At 39.9% G+C, this 18,167-nt stretch carries 15 protein-coding genes; 11 read left to right on the top strand and 4 right to left on the bottom strand.

Annotated elements, in window-relative coordinates; translation table 11 throughout:
* Positions 1-309: 309 nt before the first annotated feature.
* On the top strand, positions 310-1,569 hold the full coding sequence (locus GNE10_RS04890) for an alkaline phosphatase PhoX (protein ID WP_185563911.1): 1,260 nt from the start codon (positions 310-312) through the stop codon (positions 1,567-1,569).
* Positions 1,570-1,673: 104 nt separating this feature from the next.
* Here GNE10_RS04890 and GNE10_RS04885 read toward each other — a convergent pair whose 3' ends face one another.
* The 3 genes from GNE10_RS04885 to GNE10_RS04875 all read right to left on the bottom strand — a co-directional run bounded on the left by GNE10_RS04885 (position 1,674) and on the right by GNE10_RS04875 (position 4,734).
* Entirely contained in the window at positions 1,674-2,546 is an 873-nt protein-coding gene (locus GNE10_RS04885; protein ID WP_099070105.1) for a polyphosphate kinase 2 family protein, read from the bottom strand.
* Between the two features lie 13 nt (positions 2,547-2,559).
* Positions 2,560-3,036, bottom strand: a complete 477-nt coding sequence (locus GNE10_RS04880; RefSeq protein ID WP_099070104.1) for a hypothetical protein — start codon at positions 3,034-3,036, stop codon at positions 2,560-2,562.
* Positions 3,037-3,471: 435 nt separating this feature from the next.
* A complete protein-coding gene (locus tag GNE10_RS04875) occupies positions 3,472-4,734 on the bottom strand; it encodes a proton extrusion protein PcxA (protein WP_185563910.1) in 1,263 nt (420 codons plus the stop codon).
* Between the two features lie 210 nt (positions 4,735-4,944).
* Here GNE10_RS04875 and GNE10_RS04870 point away from each other — a divergent pair, with 210 nt between their 5' ends.
* From GNE10_RS04870 to GNE10_RS04825, 10 genes are all read left to right on the top strand, one after another.
* Complete coding sequence (locus GNE10_RS04870; RefSeq protein WP_185563909.1) at positions 4,945-5,493, top strand: COP23 domain-containing protein; 549 nt, start codon at positions 4,945-4,947, stop codon at positions 5,491-5,493.
* A gap of 71 nt (positions 5,494-5,564) precedes the next feature.
* Complete coding sequence (locus tag GNE10_RS04865) at positions 5,565-6,344, top strand: serine protease (protein ID WP_185563908.1); 780 nt, start codon at positions 5,565-5,567, stop codon at positions 6,342-6,344.
* Between the two features lie 10 nt (positions 6,345-6,354).
* Entirely contained in the window at positions 6,355-7,203 is an 849-nt protein-coding gene (locus GNE10_RS04860; protein WP_185563907.1) for a serine protease, read from the top strand.
* 233 nt (positions 7,204-7,436) lie between these two features.
* Complete coding sequence (locus tag GNE10_RS04855) at positions 7,437-8,162, top strand: hypothetical protein (protein ID WP_185563906.1); 726 nt, start codon at positions 7,437-7,439, stop codon at positions 8,160-8,162.
* Between the two features lie 145 nt (positions 8,163-8,307).
* A complete protein-coding gene (locus GNE10_RS04850) occupies positions 8,308-9,837 on the top strand; it encodes a tetratricopeptide repeat-containing serine protease family protein (RefSeq protein ID WP_260446805.1) in 1,530 nt (509 codons plus the stop codon).
* A gap of 39 nt (positions 9,838-9,876) precedes the next feature.
* Positions 9,877-11,085, top strand: a complete 1,209-nt coding sequence (cbiE, locus tag GNE10_RS04845) for a precorrin-6y C5,15-methyltransferase (decarboxylating) subunit CbiE (RefSeq protein WP_185563905.1) — start codon at positions 9,877-9,879, stop codon at positions 11,083-11,085.
* A gap of 214 nt (positions 11,086-11,299) precedes the next feature.
* On the top strand, positions 11,300-13,297 hold the full coding sequence (locus GNE10_RS04840; protein WP_185563904.1) for a GAF domain-containing protein: 1,998 nt from the start codon (positions 11,300-11,302) through the stop codon (positions 13,295-13,297).
* A gap of 346 nt (positions 13,298-13,643) precedes the next feature.
* Complete coding sequence (gene infC / locus GNE10_RS04835; protein ID WP_185563923.1) at positions 13,644-14,135, top strand: translation initiation factor IF-3; 492 nt, start codon at positions 13,644-13,646, stop codon at positions 14,133-14,135.
* 174 nt (positions 14,136-14,309) lie between these two features.
* Entirely contained in the window at positions 14,310-14,438 is a 129-nt protein-coding gene (locus GNE10_RS36475; protein WP_397324819.1) for a hypothetical protein, read from the top strand.
* A gap of 87 nt (positions 14,439-14,525) precedes the next feature.
* Positions 14,526-14,867 (top strand): hypothetical protein, encoded by a 342-nt coding sequence (locus tag GNE10_RS04825; RefSeq protein ID WP_260446804.1) that lies wholly within the window; start codon positions 14,526-14,528, stop codon positions 14,865-14,867.
* Between the two features lie 48 nt (positions 14,868-14,915).
* Here GNE10_RS04825 and GNE10_RS04820 read toward each other — a convergent pair whose 3' ends face one another.
* Positions 14,916-17,483 (bottom strand): NACHT domain-containing NTPase, encoded by a 2,568-nt coding sequence (locus tag GNE10_RS04820; protein ID WP_185563903.1) that lies wholly within the window; start codon positions 17,481-17,483, stop codon positions 14,916-14,918.
* Between the last annotated feature and the right edge of the window lie 684 nt (positions 17,484-18,167).

The following is an 18,167-nucleotide window of genomic DNA, read 5'->3' as shown; positions in this document are numbered from 1 at the left end:
TCCCTCAAAGTTAAAAATGGCGATTCCGACGCTCCTTCGTTGCTACCGCTTCGCTAACATCGACCCCCCGTCCTGTCAATCCTGCGGATTGAATTGGTTATGGGTCAATTCGTCATCGCCCAAAAATTCATCCCACACCGCCCTTCGGGTCGGATATGAGGCTTCTTTTTGTTTAAGCTAAATATTTTCTAAATAAATTTAATCCATTAAATAAACTGTTTTTAACCTCTTATTAAATTCAAATAAACTGCTCATCCCAGATAATTGAGGCTGGCTAAAGCCTCATAGAAAATCTTTAGGAAGCATACATTGAATCTATCAAGACGTAAGTTTTTTACCTTGGCAGGGGCATCAGCTACAGGGGCCGTCCTGCTATCTCCTTTACAAGCCTTTTATGCTAAACCAGCGATCGCAGCAGGCCCCTACGGCAGTTTAGTGCCCGATCCCAACGGAGTATTAGATTTGCCAGCTGGATTCACTTACCGCAGGCTGTCAGAAACAGGCCAAACGATGAATGATGGTTACCAAGTACCCGGTGGTCATGATGGTATGGGTGCTTTTGCCGGAGCTAATGGAAATACGATTCTAATTCGCAACCACGAACTCACTCCTTCCTCTAGCAATGGTTTGGGCGCTCCCAATAGCAGGAAGTACAACACAAATGCCAGAGGCGGTTGCACTAAATTGGTTGTTAGTTCTTCCCGCACCTTGATAGAACATCGGGGAGTTCTAGCGGGAACCATTCGCAATTGTGCCGGTGGCCCTACGCCTTCAGGGTCTTGGCTAAGCTGTGAAGAAACCTTTGAAACCAATAACAGCAAGAAGCATGGCTATGTGTTTGAAGTTCCCAGTAGTGCAACTACTTTTGTTATTCCCGTCCCACTCACCGCAATGGGGCGTTTTAATCACGAAGCTGCTGCTGTAGACCCCAACACAGGGTATATCTACATGACTGAAGACCAGGGGAACGGGTTGTTCTACCGCTTTATTCCCAACCAAAGCAACAACTTGAGTGCAGGCGGTTTACTATACGCCCTAAAGATTACAGGGTCGTCTGGAATTAACACAGCTACAGGTTTTCCAAAAAATACCCCCAAGGCGGTGGAATGGGTACAGATTACCAATCCCGATCCCACCACTGATACTGTGAGAACAGAAGGTTATAACAAAGGTGCTGCCAGATTTTCAGGTGGGGAAGGCATTTTTTATGGCGGTGGTTATGTCTACTTCACTTGCAAGAGTGGGGGTAGTTCTGGAGATGGGCAGATATGGCGTTATTCGCCCACTAATAATACTGTTGAACTTTATATTGAACCCAACAATTCTGGTGTGCTAGATAATCCAGATAATATTGTGATTTTCCCTAACCGGGACATCTTTCTTTGTGAAGATGGGGATGGAACGGATTACATTCTCGGCATTACTCCCAGTGGTAGCCTTTACAAATTTGCCAGGAATGCCCTCAACACATCAGAATTCGCTGGGGTTTGCTTCTCTCTGGATGGTCAGACAATGTTTGTCAACGTACAAACCCCAGGAATAACCTTTGCTATTTGGGGCCCCTGGTAATACCAATTCAACATAATTCATAGAAGACTGTTGACTGTTGACGGTTGACTGTTGACGGTCAACGAATAGAACCAAAATAATTGATTTTTTGGAGTTTCCTTGATTTAGGAATCTTCTTGTTCTAAAATGCGTTTTGCTTCTAAAAGTTGTTGTTTATGTTCCTCTGTGACTATCGGATATTTTAGATTTAGTTCTTCTAGTTTTGTGCAGATGATATTGGCAACTATTAAGCGAGTAAACCATTTGCGATCGGCAGGAATAATATACCAAGGTGCCCATTTTGTACTAGTGTGATTAAAAACTTCTTCATAAGCATCCATGTAATCATTCCAAAAAGCTCTTTCTCGAACATCGCTAGCGGAAAATTTCCAATGTTTTTCCGGTGATTCAATTCTTTGCAAAAATCGCTTTTTTTGCTCTGATTTGGAGACGTTTAAAAAAAACTTTAAAATAATTACACCGTTATTTACTAGATATTTTTCAAAGTTGTTAATATCTTGAAAGCGCTGTTTCCATATCTGATTTCCCTCCGGAAATTTCGGTAGTTGTTGCTTTTTGAGCATTTCTGGATGGACGCGAACCACTAAAGCTTCTTCATAATAAGAACGGTTAAATATACCAATTCGGCCTCTTTCTGGCAAAGCTTTCATTGTTCGCCATAGGTAGTCATGGTCTAATTCTTCGGCACTCGGCCCCTTAAAACTAAATACTTGGAATCCTTGGGGGTTAACGCCAGACATCACATGTTTAATTGTGCTGTCTTTTCCAGCAGCATCCATAGCCTGAAAAATAATTAACAAAGCATAAGTATTTTGAGCATAGAGAATATTTTGGTAATTTGCTAGTCGTTCAATATCTGCTTTTAATTTAGTTAGAGCATCTACTTTTTGATACAAATCGCTTTTATAAGCTGGGTCATAGTTTTTTTTCAAGGAAATCTTGGAACCTGGTGGAACAATAAAAGCATCATAATTCATGTATAAAGTCTCCTCATTTTCGGCGTTTTGGAATCGGACGCATGGCTTCACGACCCAACATAAACATTCCTGCGATCCCTAAACTAACAAACCAAACATATTCATACCAATATTGTCGAATCTGCTCTATTGCATTCAGTTCTGGATGTAAAGTATTTAAGTACAATAAAAGTACTAATATCATCAACGCACTAAAACCGATAAAGCTTAAGCCGAGAAAAATTCGTGCAGGCCGCAGTTCCAAATCACTAATATTGTCTAGGTCAATTTCTGACAGTTCTTTAAAAGAGTCATCTGCTAAAGACGAAGCTGTTTGCAATCTATCGCTGAGTTTTGGTGGTAAGATTGGTACTAGTGTTGCTACAGTTGGGCGACGAAACAAAGCCTCAGTGTCTCGCAGTAATTCTAGTGACTTACGAGTGGTAGTTGGTTGAGCAAAATCTACATTATTTGTTGTAGTTGAAGTTTTAGCTTTGCTTTCAAAATCCATACCAGGCCTCACAAGGACAAGGGGACAAGAGAACAACCCCATATCTCAAGATAAAGGCTTGTCATCTGGATTACTACATTTTATTCAAATTATTGACCTTGGATATCCAAGTCTGGTTAATTTTAAATTCTGAGTTCTCAAAACAGAATTCAGAAGTCAGGAGTCAGTTGGTATTGGAGTCCGACTGGTGAATGAATAATGGACTGACGCGGCGACACGGCGACCCCAAGAGAAGTCTAAGCGGCGCAGAACTCTATTCCCTGCTTATACAGTTCAGTTCATTAGACCTCTTGCAATCAATTGCTTTTTGGACTCTTGTGGTCAAAGGGATACATCTTTATTGGGGAAAGGGAAAATACCAAACCTTTCCCCCTTTCCCTTGCCCCTTTTCCCGACTTATACAAGAAGTCTATTAATCAAATCAGACTGCTATAGTTATTCATCCATCTCTTTTAATGTAGCTAATGCTGAAGGAGATAGGCGACTCAGATACCGGAATATCCAATATTTAAAGATAGTATTTAAAATTACAGGAAATGTAGCAATAAATAAATATATAGCGCTGGTATTGGCTGGCAAACCTAAATGTTCTGCCAATGTTTCTAAAAGAATTTCCCATCCATGTGGTGAGTGGAATCCTACGAATATATCTGTAAACAAAATAATTAAAAAGGCTTTAGCACTATCGCTCAGTCCGTAGACAATATTATCTATAAATGACTTAACAACTACAATTTCTTTTTTACTAAAATTGATAACTAAAGCAAAAGAAATTAAGGATATTAAATCAGCAAAAACATTACTAATACTGCTATTACTTTTGATCCTAAATTCTTCAGCTATCTCAGATGCTTTTTCTTTGAGTTTTTTTTGTACCTCTTGGGATGATAATTGTGGCGCTTGATGCAGTAAATATTCAAATCTTAATTCTGCTTGAAAATTACGTAATTCTTGGAGAGCCTCTTCTTCCATGTCAGAATTAATAAAGATTTGATTGATATTTTCACCTCGAATTTTTTCTACTATGGGATTTACTAATAATTCTTTAGATAAATGCTGAGTTACAAGGGGTACAAGAATTAAAATCAGAAAAAATCTGAGGGCAATTCTTGTCCTATTTCTCGATAATCGATAATTTCTGGCAAAATTTTCTTCTGCATGGGGTGAAAAATCTCCTTTAATTACATTGATACTCCTACCAATAGACCCAGGAAAGACTCCAGTCTTCTCAAATGGAGATGTACTTTTAATTTCATTAATATCAACTGATTCTGAAGTATTTTTGGTTTTGGTTTTGTGAATTTCTTGTGATTGAGAATCAATGAGTTGATTTTTAATGGCGTATTTTTCTACAATTTCATCAATTACTTGCAATTTTTCTAATAAGGCAGAATTAGAGATGTCGATAATTGTCCGACTGAGTGTGAATTCCGCCAGTCTAATCTTGATAATAGCTAAATTTTTATCAAGGTATATTTGCCAATAAGACATGACATTTTCAGTGTATTTTCCGGAAGCAGAAGAGATTTTTTTGCCATTAAAATGTTCGAGTTCAATTGTTTTAATTCTCTGAGCTGCTTCGTAAGCATCTATGAGTGCCCTTTCTGGTGTATCTACAAACCAACGGTTGGGCGATCGCCAATATTGTTTCACCTTTTGATAAAGTAATTCTGCTCTGATTGCGAATGACTTTTTCATTATATACGTATCATTAATTTACAAAATTTACCAGATTTAAATAAGCATTAATAATAGGTAAAACTGAAAGAAAAACATTATTAAATATTACCCAACACTTAGATGATAAATCTGTTATTTTGATTGTACACCTATTAATGTGTTAGATACAATCAAAGGGCCATTGACCCGGATTTTTAACTCAACCATATCGGTATGAAAAGTAAAATAATGAAATTCCAGTTATTTAATCAAAGGTTGATAGGTATTGTTACAGCTGCGCTGAGTGCATTTACTACAACTGCAACCATCAATCAGCCTAGCTATGCTAGTGGTACAACATTTTACTGTGCCAAGAGTAATGGTGTACCCATCACATTTGCACGTACCCAAGATGGCAGAAAAGTGCCAATGATTAGATGGGTTTCTCAAGATTATTTCCCCAAAGAGTGGACAAATGAACGCCGTTGTCAGGAGGTATCTCGGAGATTTCAAAGGAGCTATGATAATGGTACGCTAAAGTACATCAAAACTGGAACGCTCAGAGGAGAAACAGTTGTATGCGCGGCTCCTAACCAAAATGCTGCTTGTACAAATAGCACTTTGTTATTCACTCTCAAGCGCGGTAGTAATGCTAAACTGACTATGCGAAGGCTATTGAATCGTCGGGGATTGGTAGCTGGAAATGTATTGAATGAAACTAGTGAAGACACCGTAAATATTATTTTTGATGAGTATCTGAACAACGCTACAGATGAGCTAAACAGTGAGTCAAATTAAGATTCAGATAATATTCATGTCTCCAACGGGCTATGCCTACGCCAGCAATTTCATATTACCTGGAAACCGACATGAATTGGCGTAAATTGAGATTGGTTATTTGGATTGGCAGTGTATCGATGGCATTGTCAGCATCGACACCGTTTCTCAGTGTTTCTGCTCAATATCAAAGCCAGAAACTTTACCAAAAAGCCCAGTCTATCACTGTCAAAATTTTAGCAGCAGATTTTTTAGGTTCAGGAATTATACTGAAAAAACAAAATTTTAGTTATACAGTTTTGACCAATGCTCATGTATTAGAAGCAGGCGATCGCCCCTATCGCATTCAAACACCAGATGGTAAAATCTATGCAGCAGATTTACCTAAAGGCTTAAACTTTGGCAACAACGATTTAGCTTTATTGAAATTTCACAGTAAAGGCAAAATCTATGCTGTAGCATCTGTTGGTTCTTCTCCACTAGTGGGCGATGAAGTGTTTAGTGGCGGGTTTCCTGCCACAGAAGACAGTTCTCTAGTAAAAAATTTTGCCTTGACTACAGGTAAAGTTTTATTGGTGCTACCCAAACCTTTAGAAGGAGGCTATCAGTTAGGGTACACGAATAATCTTGAAAAGGGCATGAGTGGAGGGCCGCTGTTGAATCGTCAGGGCAAGGTTGTGGGTGTAAATGGAATGCACGCTTATCCTGTGTGGGATGTCCCTTCTGTTTTTCAGGACGGCTCCAAGACAGATGAGCAATTACATAAAATGATTATTCGCCTGAGTTGGGCTGTGTCAATGGAAAAGATTGTGCAGCTAACACCAAAATCTACAAAAACTCTAGATTTTTCCTTATTAAATAATGCTGATTAGAGGTCAGATAATGAGGCTGGATGGTGGATTAGCAACAGCAATTATAGGGGTGACGATGGCATTTGTGCAACCACAAACCACCATAGCCTTATCCACAGTAGAAGTCGGGAAGCTTGCCAAAGCAATAACGGTGCAGATTTACAAAAAAAGTGGCCCAGGTAGTGGCGTAATTCTCAAAAAAGACGGCAATACTTACACTGTTCTGACCGCTAGACATGTAATTGAAACTGAAGCCAAATATGAAATTATCACCCCAGATGCTCAACGTTATCCACTCAACTACAACACCGTCAAAAAATTTCCAGATGTAGATTTAGCCATTGTGCAGTTTACCAGCACCCAGAGTTACGCTGTTGCTAAAATCGGCAACTCAGACGAAGCAACAGAAGGTACAGCAGTTTATGTAGCTGGGTTCCCACAAACCACAGCAGCAATTTCTAATTCAAGTTACAGTTTCCTCACCGGGCAAATTTCTTCTAATGCACCCCAGCGCGACGGTTATGCCTTAGTTTACACCAATAATACCTTGCCAGGGATGAGTGGTGGCCCAGTATTAAATGATAAAGGCGAACTAGTGGGAATCCACGGAAGAGCCGATATGACCGAGAACTTTCAAATCTCCGATCGAAATCCCAACATTATTATCAAATCAGGTTTTAATCTAGGAATTCCCATCAAAATCTTGACTAACTCCCAAATAGGCAAGAATTTGGGACTGACAATCCAAAATTCACCAGTTACACGAGTTGCACCAACAAGATTTGCAGAACCGTCTACTCCTCCCATTACAGGACGACCTCCCACAATTAATGGTTCTGCGGGAACTACAGGGTATGGTTGTCCTGGTAAACGTTGTTAAATACACTCAAAATACGCAATTAGTGGAGACGTAGCAATGCTACGTCTCTACATCGGGTGCTAGCTGTATCTTGCTAAGGGAGGGGGTTAAGGGGTGCGGTGCAATGGCTGTGGGAATCATAACTAATTATGCGGACATGATATGAAACAGACCTGAAGGGTGAATCTTTGTGTACTTCACTTTTCGGTAAATATGCTGTATAAAATAAATTATATACTTTGTGTGTAATTACTATGTTTCAAAGAATTTTCAAATCAAGCTTTTTGAGTTTATTGCTGGTTGCGGCATTGCTTAATCTTGGTCAAGAAAGTGTCATTGCCGAAACTTCAATTGGAGAAGATGAACTCAATACTGTGAATGGAATGTCTTGGGCTGGTGATAAATTGCCTTTTGATGCAGTTGTCAATATTCAAGATAGTCTTGTCAATTCGCTTTTAGGAAAAGTAGTAATTGAGCGCCACGGAGAAGATAAATCTGGAGGTATATTTAAAAGTCCCTTTGATAGTCCCCGCCCTGGAAGGTTTGTTGTAGTTTCCTTATGGGGTAGCAAAATTGAAGGGTGCTTTGTGAAAATAATTGTTCAATCAGCTCCTTTTAATGGTCAAGCCGATTTAGACGAACTTGTTCCCCAACTCATAGAATTAGGAATTGATGGTCAAATTCTCCAACTAACTCCCAGTCCAAATATCAAGCCCAGAGGATTTTCAGGAAAATACACATATAGTGTATACGAAAACAATACAAATTATGAACGTTCCAGCACTTGGTATATGACAGATACTTCATTTGCTATTAATGCTGATGCAGCTAATATGCTCAGGACTGCACCTGCAAAAGAAGTTAAAGGTCGTTTAACTTTTGTGAATGGTGATACTAAAGTATTTCCTATCGGCAAAAAAAATGTTCAACGTTGGCAGGAAGCATATAGTTTTAATAATTCTTGTACTGCGCCAAAATAGAGCTAGGTATAGCCGTTCTCATGCTCGTGAGGTACAAAGTTTTTTCGTTTTGGGTAACAGGGAACAGGGAACAGTGAATAAATTGGTCTGTACTTCATGAGACTTGGAAACCTTATAAAAACAAAAATTAAAATAAAAAAATTAAATGATGCAACTTGATTATTTACTTACTCCAGCAATTATCGGAGTCACAATCACCTTTGTGCAACCGCAATCGGCAATGGCTTTATCATCAACTGAAGTGGGTAAAATTGCCAAAGGAATCACAGTATTAATTGATAATAAAAATAGTTCTGGCACTGGGATAATTATTCAAAAAGAAGGTAATATTTACACAGTTATTACAGCTAAACATGTAATTGAAACTAAAGCTAAATATGAAATCGTCACCCCAGATAATCAACGCCATCAACTAAATTATGACACTGTGAAAAAACTGCCAGAAGTAGATTTGGCCATTGCCCAATTTACCAGCCCTCAAAGTTATACCGTGGCTAAAATCGGCAACTCAAATACAATCACAGAAGGCACCACTGCTTATGTGGCTGGTTTTCCCCAAGCCACAGCAGCAATTTCCAACACAATTTACAACTTCACTGATGGAAGAATTACTGCTAATGCCTCTCAGCCTTTGCGTGATGGTTATGCCCTAGTTTACAACAATGTCACTTTACCAGGTATGAGTGGCGGCCCGGTGTTAAATGACAAAGGTGAATTGATTGGCATTCATGGGAGAGGAGATGAAGCAGATATCGAAACATCGAAGATAAATTCCACAGTTGCTTATGTGAAATCAGGTTTTAATTTAGGCATTCCCATTAATACTTTTTTGAGATTATCAACTCAAGCTGGGATAGATTTAGGTGTTACTCCTCCCAGCATCTCAACACCAAAAACGCCGAAAGCAGACGATTTTTATATTCAAGCTGGCGATAACTACGACAAAGGAGATTTTAAAGGTGCGATCGCCAACTATACTACAGCAATTAAACTCAATCCCAAATATCTCGATGCTTACAATAATCGCGGTCTTGCCCGCTATAATTTAGGAGACTTTCAAGGCGCAATTGATGACTTTAACCAAGCCTTGAAAATTAACTCTAAAGATGCCGATGCTTACAATAATCGGGGTTTAGCTCGTTCTGCTTTGGGAGATAAAAAAAGTGCGATCGCCGATTATAATCGAGCTATAGAAATTAATCCTAACTATCTGTTGGCCTACAATAACCGAGGGATTGCTCGTAATAGTTTGGATGATAGCAAAAACGCCATTGCAGATTTTAACCAAGCATTAAAAATTAATCCCAACTACGCCGAAGCCTACGGTGGACGGGGTATTTCCTATTATCAATTGGGAGATAAACAAAAAGCGATCGCAGATTTTAATCAAGCATTAAAAATTAATCCCAACCTGACCCCACCCTACGCCGCACGCGCAATTGCCCGCTTTGAATTGGGAGACAAAAAGGGAGCGATCGCTGATTTTACTACAGCTTTGCGACTCAATGCCGACTTTGCTCCAGCCTACAGTGGACGGGGGATTGTCCGTTATCAATTGGGAGATAAACAAGGTGCCATCGCTGATTTACAAAAAGCAGCTAATCTCTTTCTAGAACAGGGAAACACAGAGCAATACCAAAAAATGCTGGAGTTAATTAAACAGCTTCAGCAGTAACAAATAATTCTGGCTGAAAAATATTAATCATGAACTAGCATGACAGAGAAATGGCTTTCTATTATCGGTATTGGAGAAGATGGGTTGCAGGGATTAAGTGCCATCGCTCTTTCGGTCATCGCCCAAGCTAAAGTAATTGTGGGAGGCGATCGCCATTTAGCAATGCTGCCTTCGGATGACCAACGTGAGAAAATAATCTGGGCATCTCCCATCGCCACTTCTGTAGAGGAAATCATCAAGCGTCGCGGTGAGTCGATTTGCGTACTAGCAAGTGGCGATCCTATGTGTTACGGCATTGGTGTTACTTTAACGAGGCGAATTCCCATTTCCGAAATCACCATTATCCCCGCACCTTCAACTTTTAGCCTCGCCTGTGCCAGGTTGGGATGGTCTTTAACTGAGGTGGAAACCTTGAGTTTAAATGCTCGTCCATCCTCACTGCTGCAATCTTACATTTATCCGGGAGCTAAGCTGTTGATTTTGAGCGAAGGAAAGGACACACCCGCCGTTGTTGCCCAAATTTTGACAAATCGCGGCTATGGTGGCAGCAAAATCACCGTCTTGGAGCGTATGGGCGGCGTTCATGAAAGAATTGTGGAGGGTATGGCTGCATTTTGGAGTGAAACTGAAATTGCAGCGTTGAATGCGATGGCAGTAGATTGTATTGCCGATGCTGGGGTTATTCCTTTACCAAGATTACCAGGATTGCCAGATAATGCCTACCACCACGATGGACAATTAACCAAACGTGAAGTTAGGGCAATCACTTTAGCAGCTTTAGCACCGACACCGGGACAATTATTGTGGGATGTGGGGGCGGGTTGCGGTTCCATTTCCATTGAATGGATGCGAACTCATCCACGGTGTCGGGCGGTGGCGATCGAGCAAAACTCATCTAGATTATTATATATTGCTGATAATGCCGCCACTCTCGGTACTCCAAATCTGCAAATCATCGCGGGTAAAGCGCCTGCTGCTTTGAAAGACTTGCCAACACCAGATGCGATTTTTATTGGTGGCGGGGTAACAGCAACGGGACTTTTTGATGTTTGTTGGGAAGCACTAAAACCGGGTGGACGTTTGGTGGTCAATGTGGTGACGGTAGAAGGCGAACAAACTTTATTTCAATGGCATCAACGAGTCGGTGGTGATTTAATTCGTATTGCTATTCAGCGGGCGGAACCCATTGGTAAATTTTTGGGCTGGCGAGGAATGGCGGGTGTTACACAATGGGTAGTTATCAAATAACAACATTTATGTGGCATTTAAAAACTTGATGATTTAGAATTCTGCATTCTTGAAAACATCAACTAATATTTTTGTCAAGATGAATTTAGATGCTTTGGCACTACTTTATCTTTGATTTATAAAAATTCCATTATCATTAAAGTTTTGACAATTAAGTTGAGATCTCAAATTTTTTAGGGAACTATGAGATACACATAAAAATGATATTGGATTTATGAATTTACACTTAGGGGCATCAAATAAAACAACTTATTCCAACAATAAGTGGCAGAATGACGATCATGCATCGATGAATTTCAGCTATCAAGCAGCAGTGAATTTAATCGGGCAAAAAGCGCTTTCCGGGCTTGAATTATCAGATTTATTCCAAAATACAGTTACTTTAGTAGCTCAAATACTCAATGTCAAATACAGTAGAATTTGGCAAATACTTTCAGATAGTAATGCTTTGCGGAAAGTAGCTAGCATTGGGGATAAAGCTTTAGAAATGGACTCTTGTGAAATTAATATCACAGATATTGAGCAACAACAAAAATGGTTGGAAAATACTCAGCAAATTCTTAATTGCAACATACCCGATTGTCAGACAGAAGATTTAATTATTTCTTCTCCTCCCGACAGCGTTACTGGTTTGAGTGTACTAATTCAAGGTGCGAGTAAACCTTTAGGTTTTCTGGAAGTATATGCTACTGAGACCAGGAATTTTTCTCCAGATGATGTTCATTTTTTACAATCTGTAACTCATATCTTAGCAACAGCGATCGAACGCAAGCGTTCAGAAGCATTAGTTTACACCCAAAGTCAAGTTTTAGAGCAAGTAGCCTTTGGAGTCAATTTATATGAAATTTTTAACAATCTTTGTGTATTGCTAGAGCAACAATTACCTGGAGCGTATTGTTCTATTTTAGTTGTAGACCAAGACAAGCGTCGCTTAAGGGGAGGAGCAGCACCCACTCTTCCAGAAGAATTTGCTAAGGGTGTTGATGGTTTAATGATTGGTGAATGTTCTGGTTCTTGTGGTACTGCTGCTTATAGAGGAGATTCAGTATTTGTAAATGATATTGCTAACGATCCTTTATGGGCTGATTTTCGAGATTTTGCTTTGAGTCACAACATCAAAGCTTGTTGGTCATCACCTTTTGTTTCGCAAACTGGTGAAGTTTTAGGAACATTTGCCATATCTCATAAATTTCCCTGTCATCCTACTAGGCATCATTTAGAAATTCTCAAAACCGCTACCCATATTGCTAGTATTGCTACAGAAACCTACAGAGCCGCAATGGCTTTACAAAAGGCAAACGATGAATTAGAAATAAAAGTTGCAGAACGAACATCAGAATTAAGCAAAGCTCTGCTCGATTTACAAAAAGCACAAGCTCAACTAGTTCATAGTGAAAAAATGTCTGGTCTGGGGCAAATGGTAGCAGGGGTAGCCCATGAAATTAACAATCCTGTTAGTTTTATTGCTGGTAATCTTGAATATGCAAATCAGTATATCGATGATTTATTAGATTTAATTGCAGTTTATCGTGATGAATATCCTGAATTAACTCCTGCCGTAGCAGCCAAAATAAAATCTATCGATTTAGAGTATTTGTGTAACGATTTACCTAAGTTAGTGGGATCTATGAAAGCAGGTGCTGAGCGAATTACAGACATCGTTCTGGGCTTACGGAACTTCTCACGACTAGATGAAGCAAAAATTAAATCTGTAGATATTCATGAAGGCATAGATAATACATTGATGATTCTAAATCATCAGTTGGCATTACCCAACAAAATGCCTGATATCCAGATAATTAAAGAGTATGGTCAACTGCCCAAGGTTAGTTGTTATGTCAATCAATTGAATCAGGTTTTTATGAATATTATCAATAATGCGATTTATGTTCTCAAGGAGAATATGGAATGTTGGCAGTCTTCCATGAAGATTCCAACCATTCAAATCAAAACTTCAGTTGTAGATAACCAAAGGATTTTGATTAGTATTAAGGATAATGGCTCTGGTATCAAGCCAGAGGTTCAAGAACAAATTTTTAATCCCTTTTTCACTACAAAACCTGTTGGTCAAGGAACTGGTTTAGGGTTATCAATTAGTTATCAGATTGTTGTGGAAAAGCACCAAGGGAAACTCAATTGTATTTCTGCATTAGGTGAGGGTACTGAATTTCAAATTGAAATTCCTATGCAAATGTTAAGCAGTCATCAATAATATCATGTTCCATTGAAGACTTATCATTAAGACTGACGCGGGGACACGGGGACACGGGGACGCAAAGAGATGCCTCATTGCAACGATAAATATTCACACCGATGTACCTAGTTGTAAAATCTAACATCATACCTCTTGCAAAAGTAACTTTTGCTCATAGGGGGGAAAGGGAAAAGGGTTTTTATTTGCCCTTTCCCCTTTACCCCTTACCCTTTTCCCCACTTCTCTTAGAAGTCTATTGTGAAAGAAAGGTTAACACAAGCTTCAATGTCTTCACATGAAGCTTGTGTTAGAATTTGATTGCTTGCAAAGCAAAAGATTGAACAATAGTAGATAGAGAGAAAACATTATCGCAATCCAAAAGCAACAAATTAACTCGCAAATCAAGTCACCTCAAGTGTTCTTGATCGACCATGAAAATAACAATCGTGGTTTGACTGATACCTATGAAGCTCTACAGCTAGCGCAGAGCGTGGAACTTGACTTAGTTGTAGTCTCCGAAGGCAAAGAAGCTCCAGTAGCGAAGATCCTCAACTATGGCAAGTTTCAGTATCAAAAGAAAAAGCGTCAGACACAAAGTGCCAGACCAACGGTAAAAGAAGTGCGGCTGCGTCCCAATGTGGGAGTAGCTGATTATAATTTACGCATCGAACAAGCGGTTGGTTGGTTGAAAAAAGGCGATTCAGTGAAGTTTGTTATTCGTTTACGAGGTCGCGAAAATCAATATCGCGAACAGGCTGGAGAAATGCTAGAGCGAATTGTAAATGCTCTGAGCGAAGTAGGTAAAGTTCACACCCTTGATAAACGCTCCTTGGTAGCTCAAGTTGTTCCAGCCTAAATTAATTTTCTAAATATCTTAAATTCTGTGGTGCGTTTAGGCTTTATGCTTCAGCGCACCACAGCTTTTTGGGGAGAAGTGATGCTTTATGAGACTTCTACCGCCTGAAGGGATGGGATTCATGAAAAAATTGTCTAAGGTATCGCTGCATCTTGGAGTAAAACTAAAATTGCAGTGTTGAATGCGATCGCAGTTGATTGTATTGCCGATGCTGGGGTTATCCGTTTACCAAGATTACCAGATAACGCCTACCAGGGGAACCTATTGGGAAATTTTTGGGCTGGCGAGGAATGGCAGGTGTGACGCAATGGGTAGTTGTAAAATAACAAAATTTGTGTCGAGTATTGAGGTGTTTATTGATGTCCCGCACATAATGGTACTCATGACCGATTGAGTAATGACGGGTTAACTCAATGGCACCCCGCATTTTTGCAGCTAGGGAAGACGCTAGATGAGTGCGCGGCTAAGTATCGAGGGTTTTGCCGCAAGTACAAGCCCCAACTTAAGCCAGAAAAGCGAAACTATTGGGGTAGTAGGCTGCTAGCTGGAATGAAGCTCAAAGGTAAGCCGAGTAACAAGAAGTCTTCACCAGGTCAAATGAGCTTACCTTGGAACCAATGGGAAGCGTCAGACCCAGAGATTCAGGCTATCGCGCAAAAGTTTGTCTTGGCGAATTGCCCAAAAGTTGGTCGTGCCAGGTATCAAAACCCCGAAAAGCCTATGAATACGTAGAGAACCAATTTTATGGAGAAATTTTTTTTGGACTGGAACCGTTATATGTTACACTTTACAAGTCTCTGCGCGAGAGAAGAGACCGATCGATGCGCTATCCGATGTAGGCAGGTGTCCCACAGGGGCACTAGTCGTCCACAGTCCTACATGCCATCCTATGCGATCGTACATCTTTTCCCAGTCTCTCCCCTCTTCCTCATAAATACGCTTCTGTACACTTAATCCAAAATGACCTTCGCTGTATGACACCCAAAGTTGGTCAATGGTGCGAAGGTCAGAGCAGGGAAATTTTTCAATAGATTCAACATCAAGGTAGCCTTCCCTTTCTCGGTTAGCCACCTTCAGCATCATTCGTGTGGTTTCCTCGTCTGCTTCACGCCACTGACCCGCCGCTAAGTAATCTAAAAGTTGAATGTATCGATCTGGCCATTGGTCTTGAACAATCCGAATTCCTACTCCGTCATTGCGGTTTTCCTGTGTCCAACAAGAAAGATCCTTATTATCTTTTGCAAGATACTGTCTCGCTTCGTCCTCTGTTGGCAATCTATAATTTGTCAGCTTATCAGTTGACTGCCTTAAAGGAGAATTTACGCTCAGCCATGCACAAAACCTATTTGCGGCTTGGAAACTTATTCCAGTAATAGGTTTAGTAGCATCAGTAAATTTAAAATTAGTGGGTAATAAACTACGGTCAGCGCTAGCTTCACTCACTCCAAAGTTATTTGTCATGAACAGCTTATACTCTGCATAAGTAATGTAGCTTTGATCGATTTCTTGAGTGTCATTAATCCTCAATAAACTTTTCAGCCTGCGTGCTAATCTTACTTGTGCAGCTATCTTAGCAATTTGTGGATTTTTAGATGCCAATCCAGCTTCTAGGATTTGTTCAAGTTGTCGCTGTGTGTTTGATTCTACTTTTTTGCTTTCTTTCAGGCAATCATAAGCAAGGCTTAATGAGGCAACACTTTGATTTTTTAGCGCTGCTTGAATTAAGCTTGTGGCATCACTTTGAGCTGCATAAAGGCGAATGGTTTCAGCCCACCAAGGATTATCAAAATTAGTAATTAATATATTTTCTTGCTGCAATTCTTTCACTTCAGCCGCCGCCAAATATTCTTGAAAACTTAAATGAGCAAATTCTAAAATACCTTGCTCTCTTTCTATTAATAATCCACTTACATCTTTAATTTGCTCTAAAAATCCTGCTGGTGTTAACGTCGTGCCTACTATTTTTTGTAATTCGCTGCCAATTAAATTTTGCACTTTTACTACTGTAAAACTACGAGTTTTTCGTCGCATCAAATCGAGCGCCAAGACTTGCAACACCGATTTACTTTGTTCCACTGTCAGAGGAGCTTTAATTTTTTTCGCAGCTTGTCGCGTTCCCAATAGCAACTCACAGATTTTTTGGTATAGTTCTACCCTGCGTCCTGGCAATGCACTACCGCTGTAGTGAACTGTGGCAATCATCGTTATCAGCAGCGGATTTGTAGCCATATCTGCTATGGCACGATTGTTGATAATGCGTTCGATTAAATCATCTGCATTAGTTTTAGCTTCTGCCCGCACTACTGAATTATTTCTTCCCGCCCGACATCTAATTTCGGTTTGCAGATACCAGCTATAAATAAATTGCTTCATCTGCTCTAGGGTGAAGGGTAGTACTTGTAAGATAACTCCCACTTCATCCACTGGCGCACTAGTGTAGCCATAAGGACGGGATGTAAGAATAAAGGCTGTTCTCCGATAAGATATTATCTGCTGACTCACCCATTGGCTGACAGAAATGCGCTCTTTTTCATCAGCAACTTCATCTAGTCCATCTAACATTATTAAACAATTGCCAAGTTTTAACTGCTCTTGAAACCAATTAGGTGGTGGATTAAGTTCTGCAAAAGCAGGTTGATTTTTGAGATAGTCAGTAATTAATTGTGGCAGAGTCGGAGGTTGCTGACTTGTAATCTGTTCGCGCACATCCCGTAGATACAAAAGTACTGGTACAAATTTTGGTGCTTTATACTTGCCATGAGCATTTTTGGCATAAGTCAGAGTTAAATGCTTAAGTAGCGTCGTTTTTCCATATCCAGGTGGGGCAATCACAGCCATACATCGATAAACTGGTTCTCTGGAGATGGCAGCTAAAAAATCCCAAATTTCCTGACTTTTGGAAGTCCTAAAGGAATTTTGCAGTGATACCATTGCTCCAGGGATATTTTCTGGCGTTTCTGTCTGGACTTTTAGCGGTACAAATACATCCTCTAAATCCAACACAGGTAAACCGATTCTGAAGCCCTCTGTTTTATAGTCCCGATAAAAATCGACCAAGGTTTGCTGATAGTTTCCCTGAAAACCTGAAGTGAACTTACGAACTTTGGCTGGTAAATTGTCTACTTGTTCGCCAACCCATTGTCCGGCTTGTTCCCCTTTTTCTTCTGCCTTTTTTTCTAGGGCTTCCATGAATTTGCCGCTAAACTTGACCCAGACAGATGAACCAGCAGTGATAAACGTTGAGATTACAGCTTGCGTCCATTGATGGTTAAAGAGAAAATGAGCCGTTACACCGAATCCAGCACCAGTAGGGAGCCATTTAATCAAAGCCTGCGTAATCTTTTGCATCTGCACGATCTCGATAAAATTGGTATTGGTGTACCTAACAACCTTTATCTAGAGATGATTGGGTATATCTCTCTATTTGGTAAAGATACACTTATCTACTCACTGAAGTTCTAGTTTTTCGGATTTTTTGCAGATTAGCGCTAATGCTACTCCAATATTAATGTAGACTCAGCAGTAATTTCTTGGGGTGGATTTCCTGATAATGCGATCGCAGTTAATTGTATTGCCGATACTGGGGTTATCCGTTTACCAGGATTGCCGGACATGATATAAAAAGTAAGGCCGCTGTAAGATTAAAATTTTGCTCTTTGAGCTGTCAGCTTCAAGCCGTAAACAGAATTGTTGACAATATCGTTGCCATAGAGTGTGAGACTGGAAAAATTTCCATTTTGGGATATCTGGCGTTCTGTGCAATTGTCCTTCCACCAACTCCAGGCAAGCCAGCCAATTTCCTGGTCTTTTAAAATCCGTAAAAATGCTTGATAAGTAAAATTATTTTCGGGTACATGGTTGCGATCGCAACCATCAAGGTCATAATAACAGTATTGAGTTTTTACCTCAATTTCTTCATCTTGTTTGTTGGCAATTTCAACAAAAACAATTGTTCAGAAGGCAGTCCCAATGAAAAAAATTTCACCGCCAAGCATGAAAATGTGGTAGCGTCCACTTAAGGTTGATACAAAC

Source organism: Nostoc sp. 2RC, assembly GCF_014222165.1.
Classification (GTDB): Bacteria; Cyanobacteriota; Cyanobacteriia; order Cyanobacteriales; family Nostocaceae; genus Nostoc; species Nostoc linckia.
Note: the sequence above shows the minus strand (reverse complement) of the source record. Positions and strands in the feature narration are given on the sequence as shown.

What these genes read in the sequence shown, in the direction of transcription:
- GNE10_RS04885 (WP_099070105.1), bottom strand. Translation starts at nt 2,546, where the DNA reads ATGAATTATGATGCTTTTATTGTTCCACCAGGTTCCAAGATTTCCTTG.
- GNE10_RS04880 (WP_099070104.1), bottom strand. Translation starts at nt 3,036, where the DNA reads ATGGATTTTGAAAGCAAAGCTAAAACTTCAACTACAACAAATAATGTA.
- GNE10_RS04875 (WP_185563910.1), bottom strand. Translation starts at nt 4,734, where the DNA reads ATGAAAAAGTCATTCGCAATCAGAGCAGAATTACTTTATCAAAAGGTG.
- GNE10_RS04870 (WP_185563909.1), top strand. Translation starts at nt 4,945, where the DNA reads ATGAAATTCCAGTTATTTAATCAAAGGTTGATAGGTATTGTTACAGCT.
- GNE10_RS04865 (WP_185563908.1), top strand. Translation starts at nt 5,565, where the DNA reads ATGAATTGGCGTAAATTGAGATTGGTTATTTGGATTGGCAGTGTATCG.
- GNE10_RS04860 (WP_185563907.1), top strand. Translation starts at nt 6,355, where the DNA reads ATGAGGCTGGATGGTGGATTAGCAACAGCAATTATAGGGGTGACGATG.
- GNE10_RS04855 (WP_185563906.1), top strand. Translation starts at nt 7,437, where the DNA reads ATGTTTCAAAGAATTTTCAAATCAAGCTTTTTGAGTTTATTGCTGGTT.
- GNE10_RS04850 (WP_260446805.1), top strand. Translation starts at nt 8,308, where the DNA reads ATGATGCAACTTGATTATTTACTTACTCCAGCAATTATCGGAGTCACA.
- cbiE (WP_185563905.1), top strand. Translation starts at nt 9,877, where the DNA reads ATGACAGAGAAATGGCTTTCTATTATCGGTATTGGAGAAGATGGGTTG.
- GNE10_RS04840 (WP_185563904.1), top strand. Translation starts at nt 11,300, where the DNA reads ATGAATTTACACTTAGGGGCATCAAATAAAACAACTTATTCCAACAAT.
- GNE10_RS04820 (WP_185563903.1), bottom strand. Translation starts at nt 17,483, where the DNA reads ATGCAAAAGATTACGCAGGCTTTGATTAAATGGCTCCCTACTGGTGCT.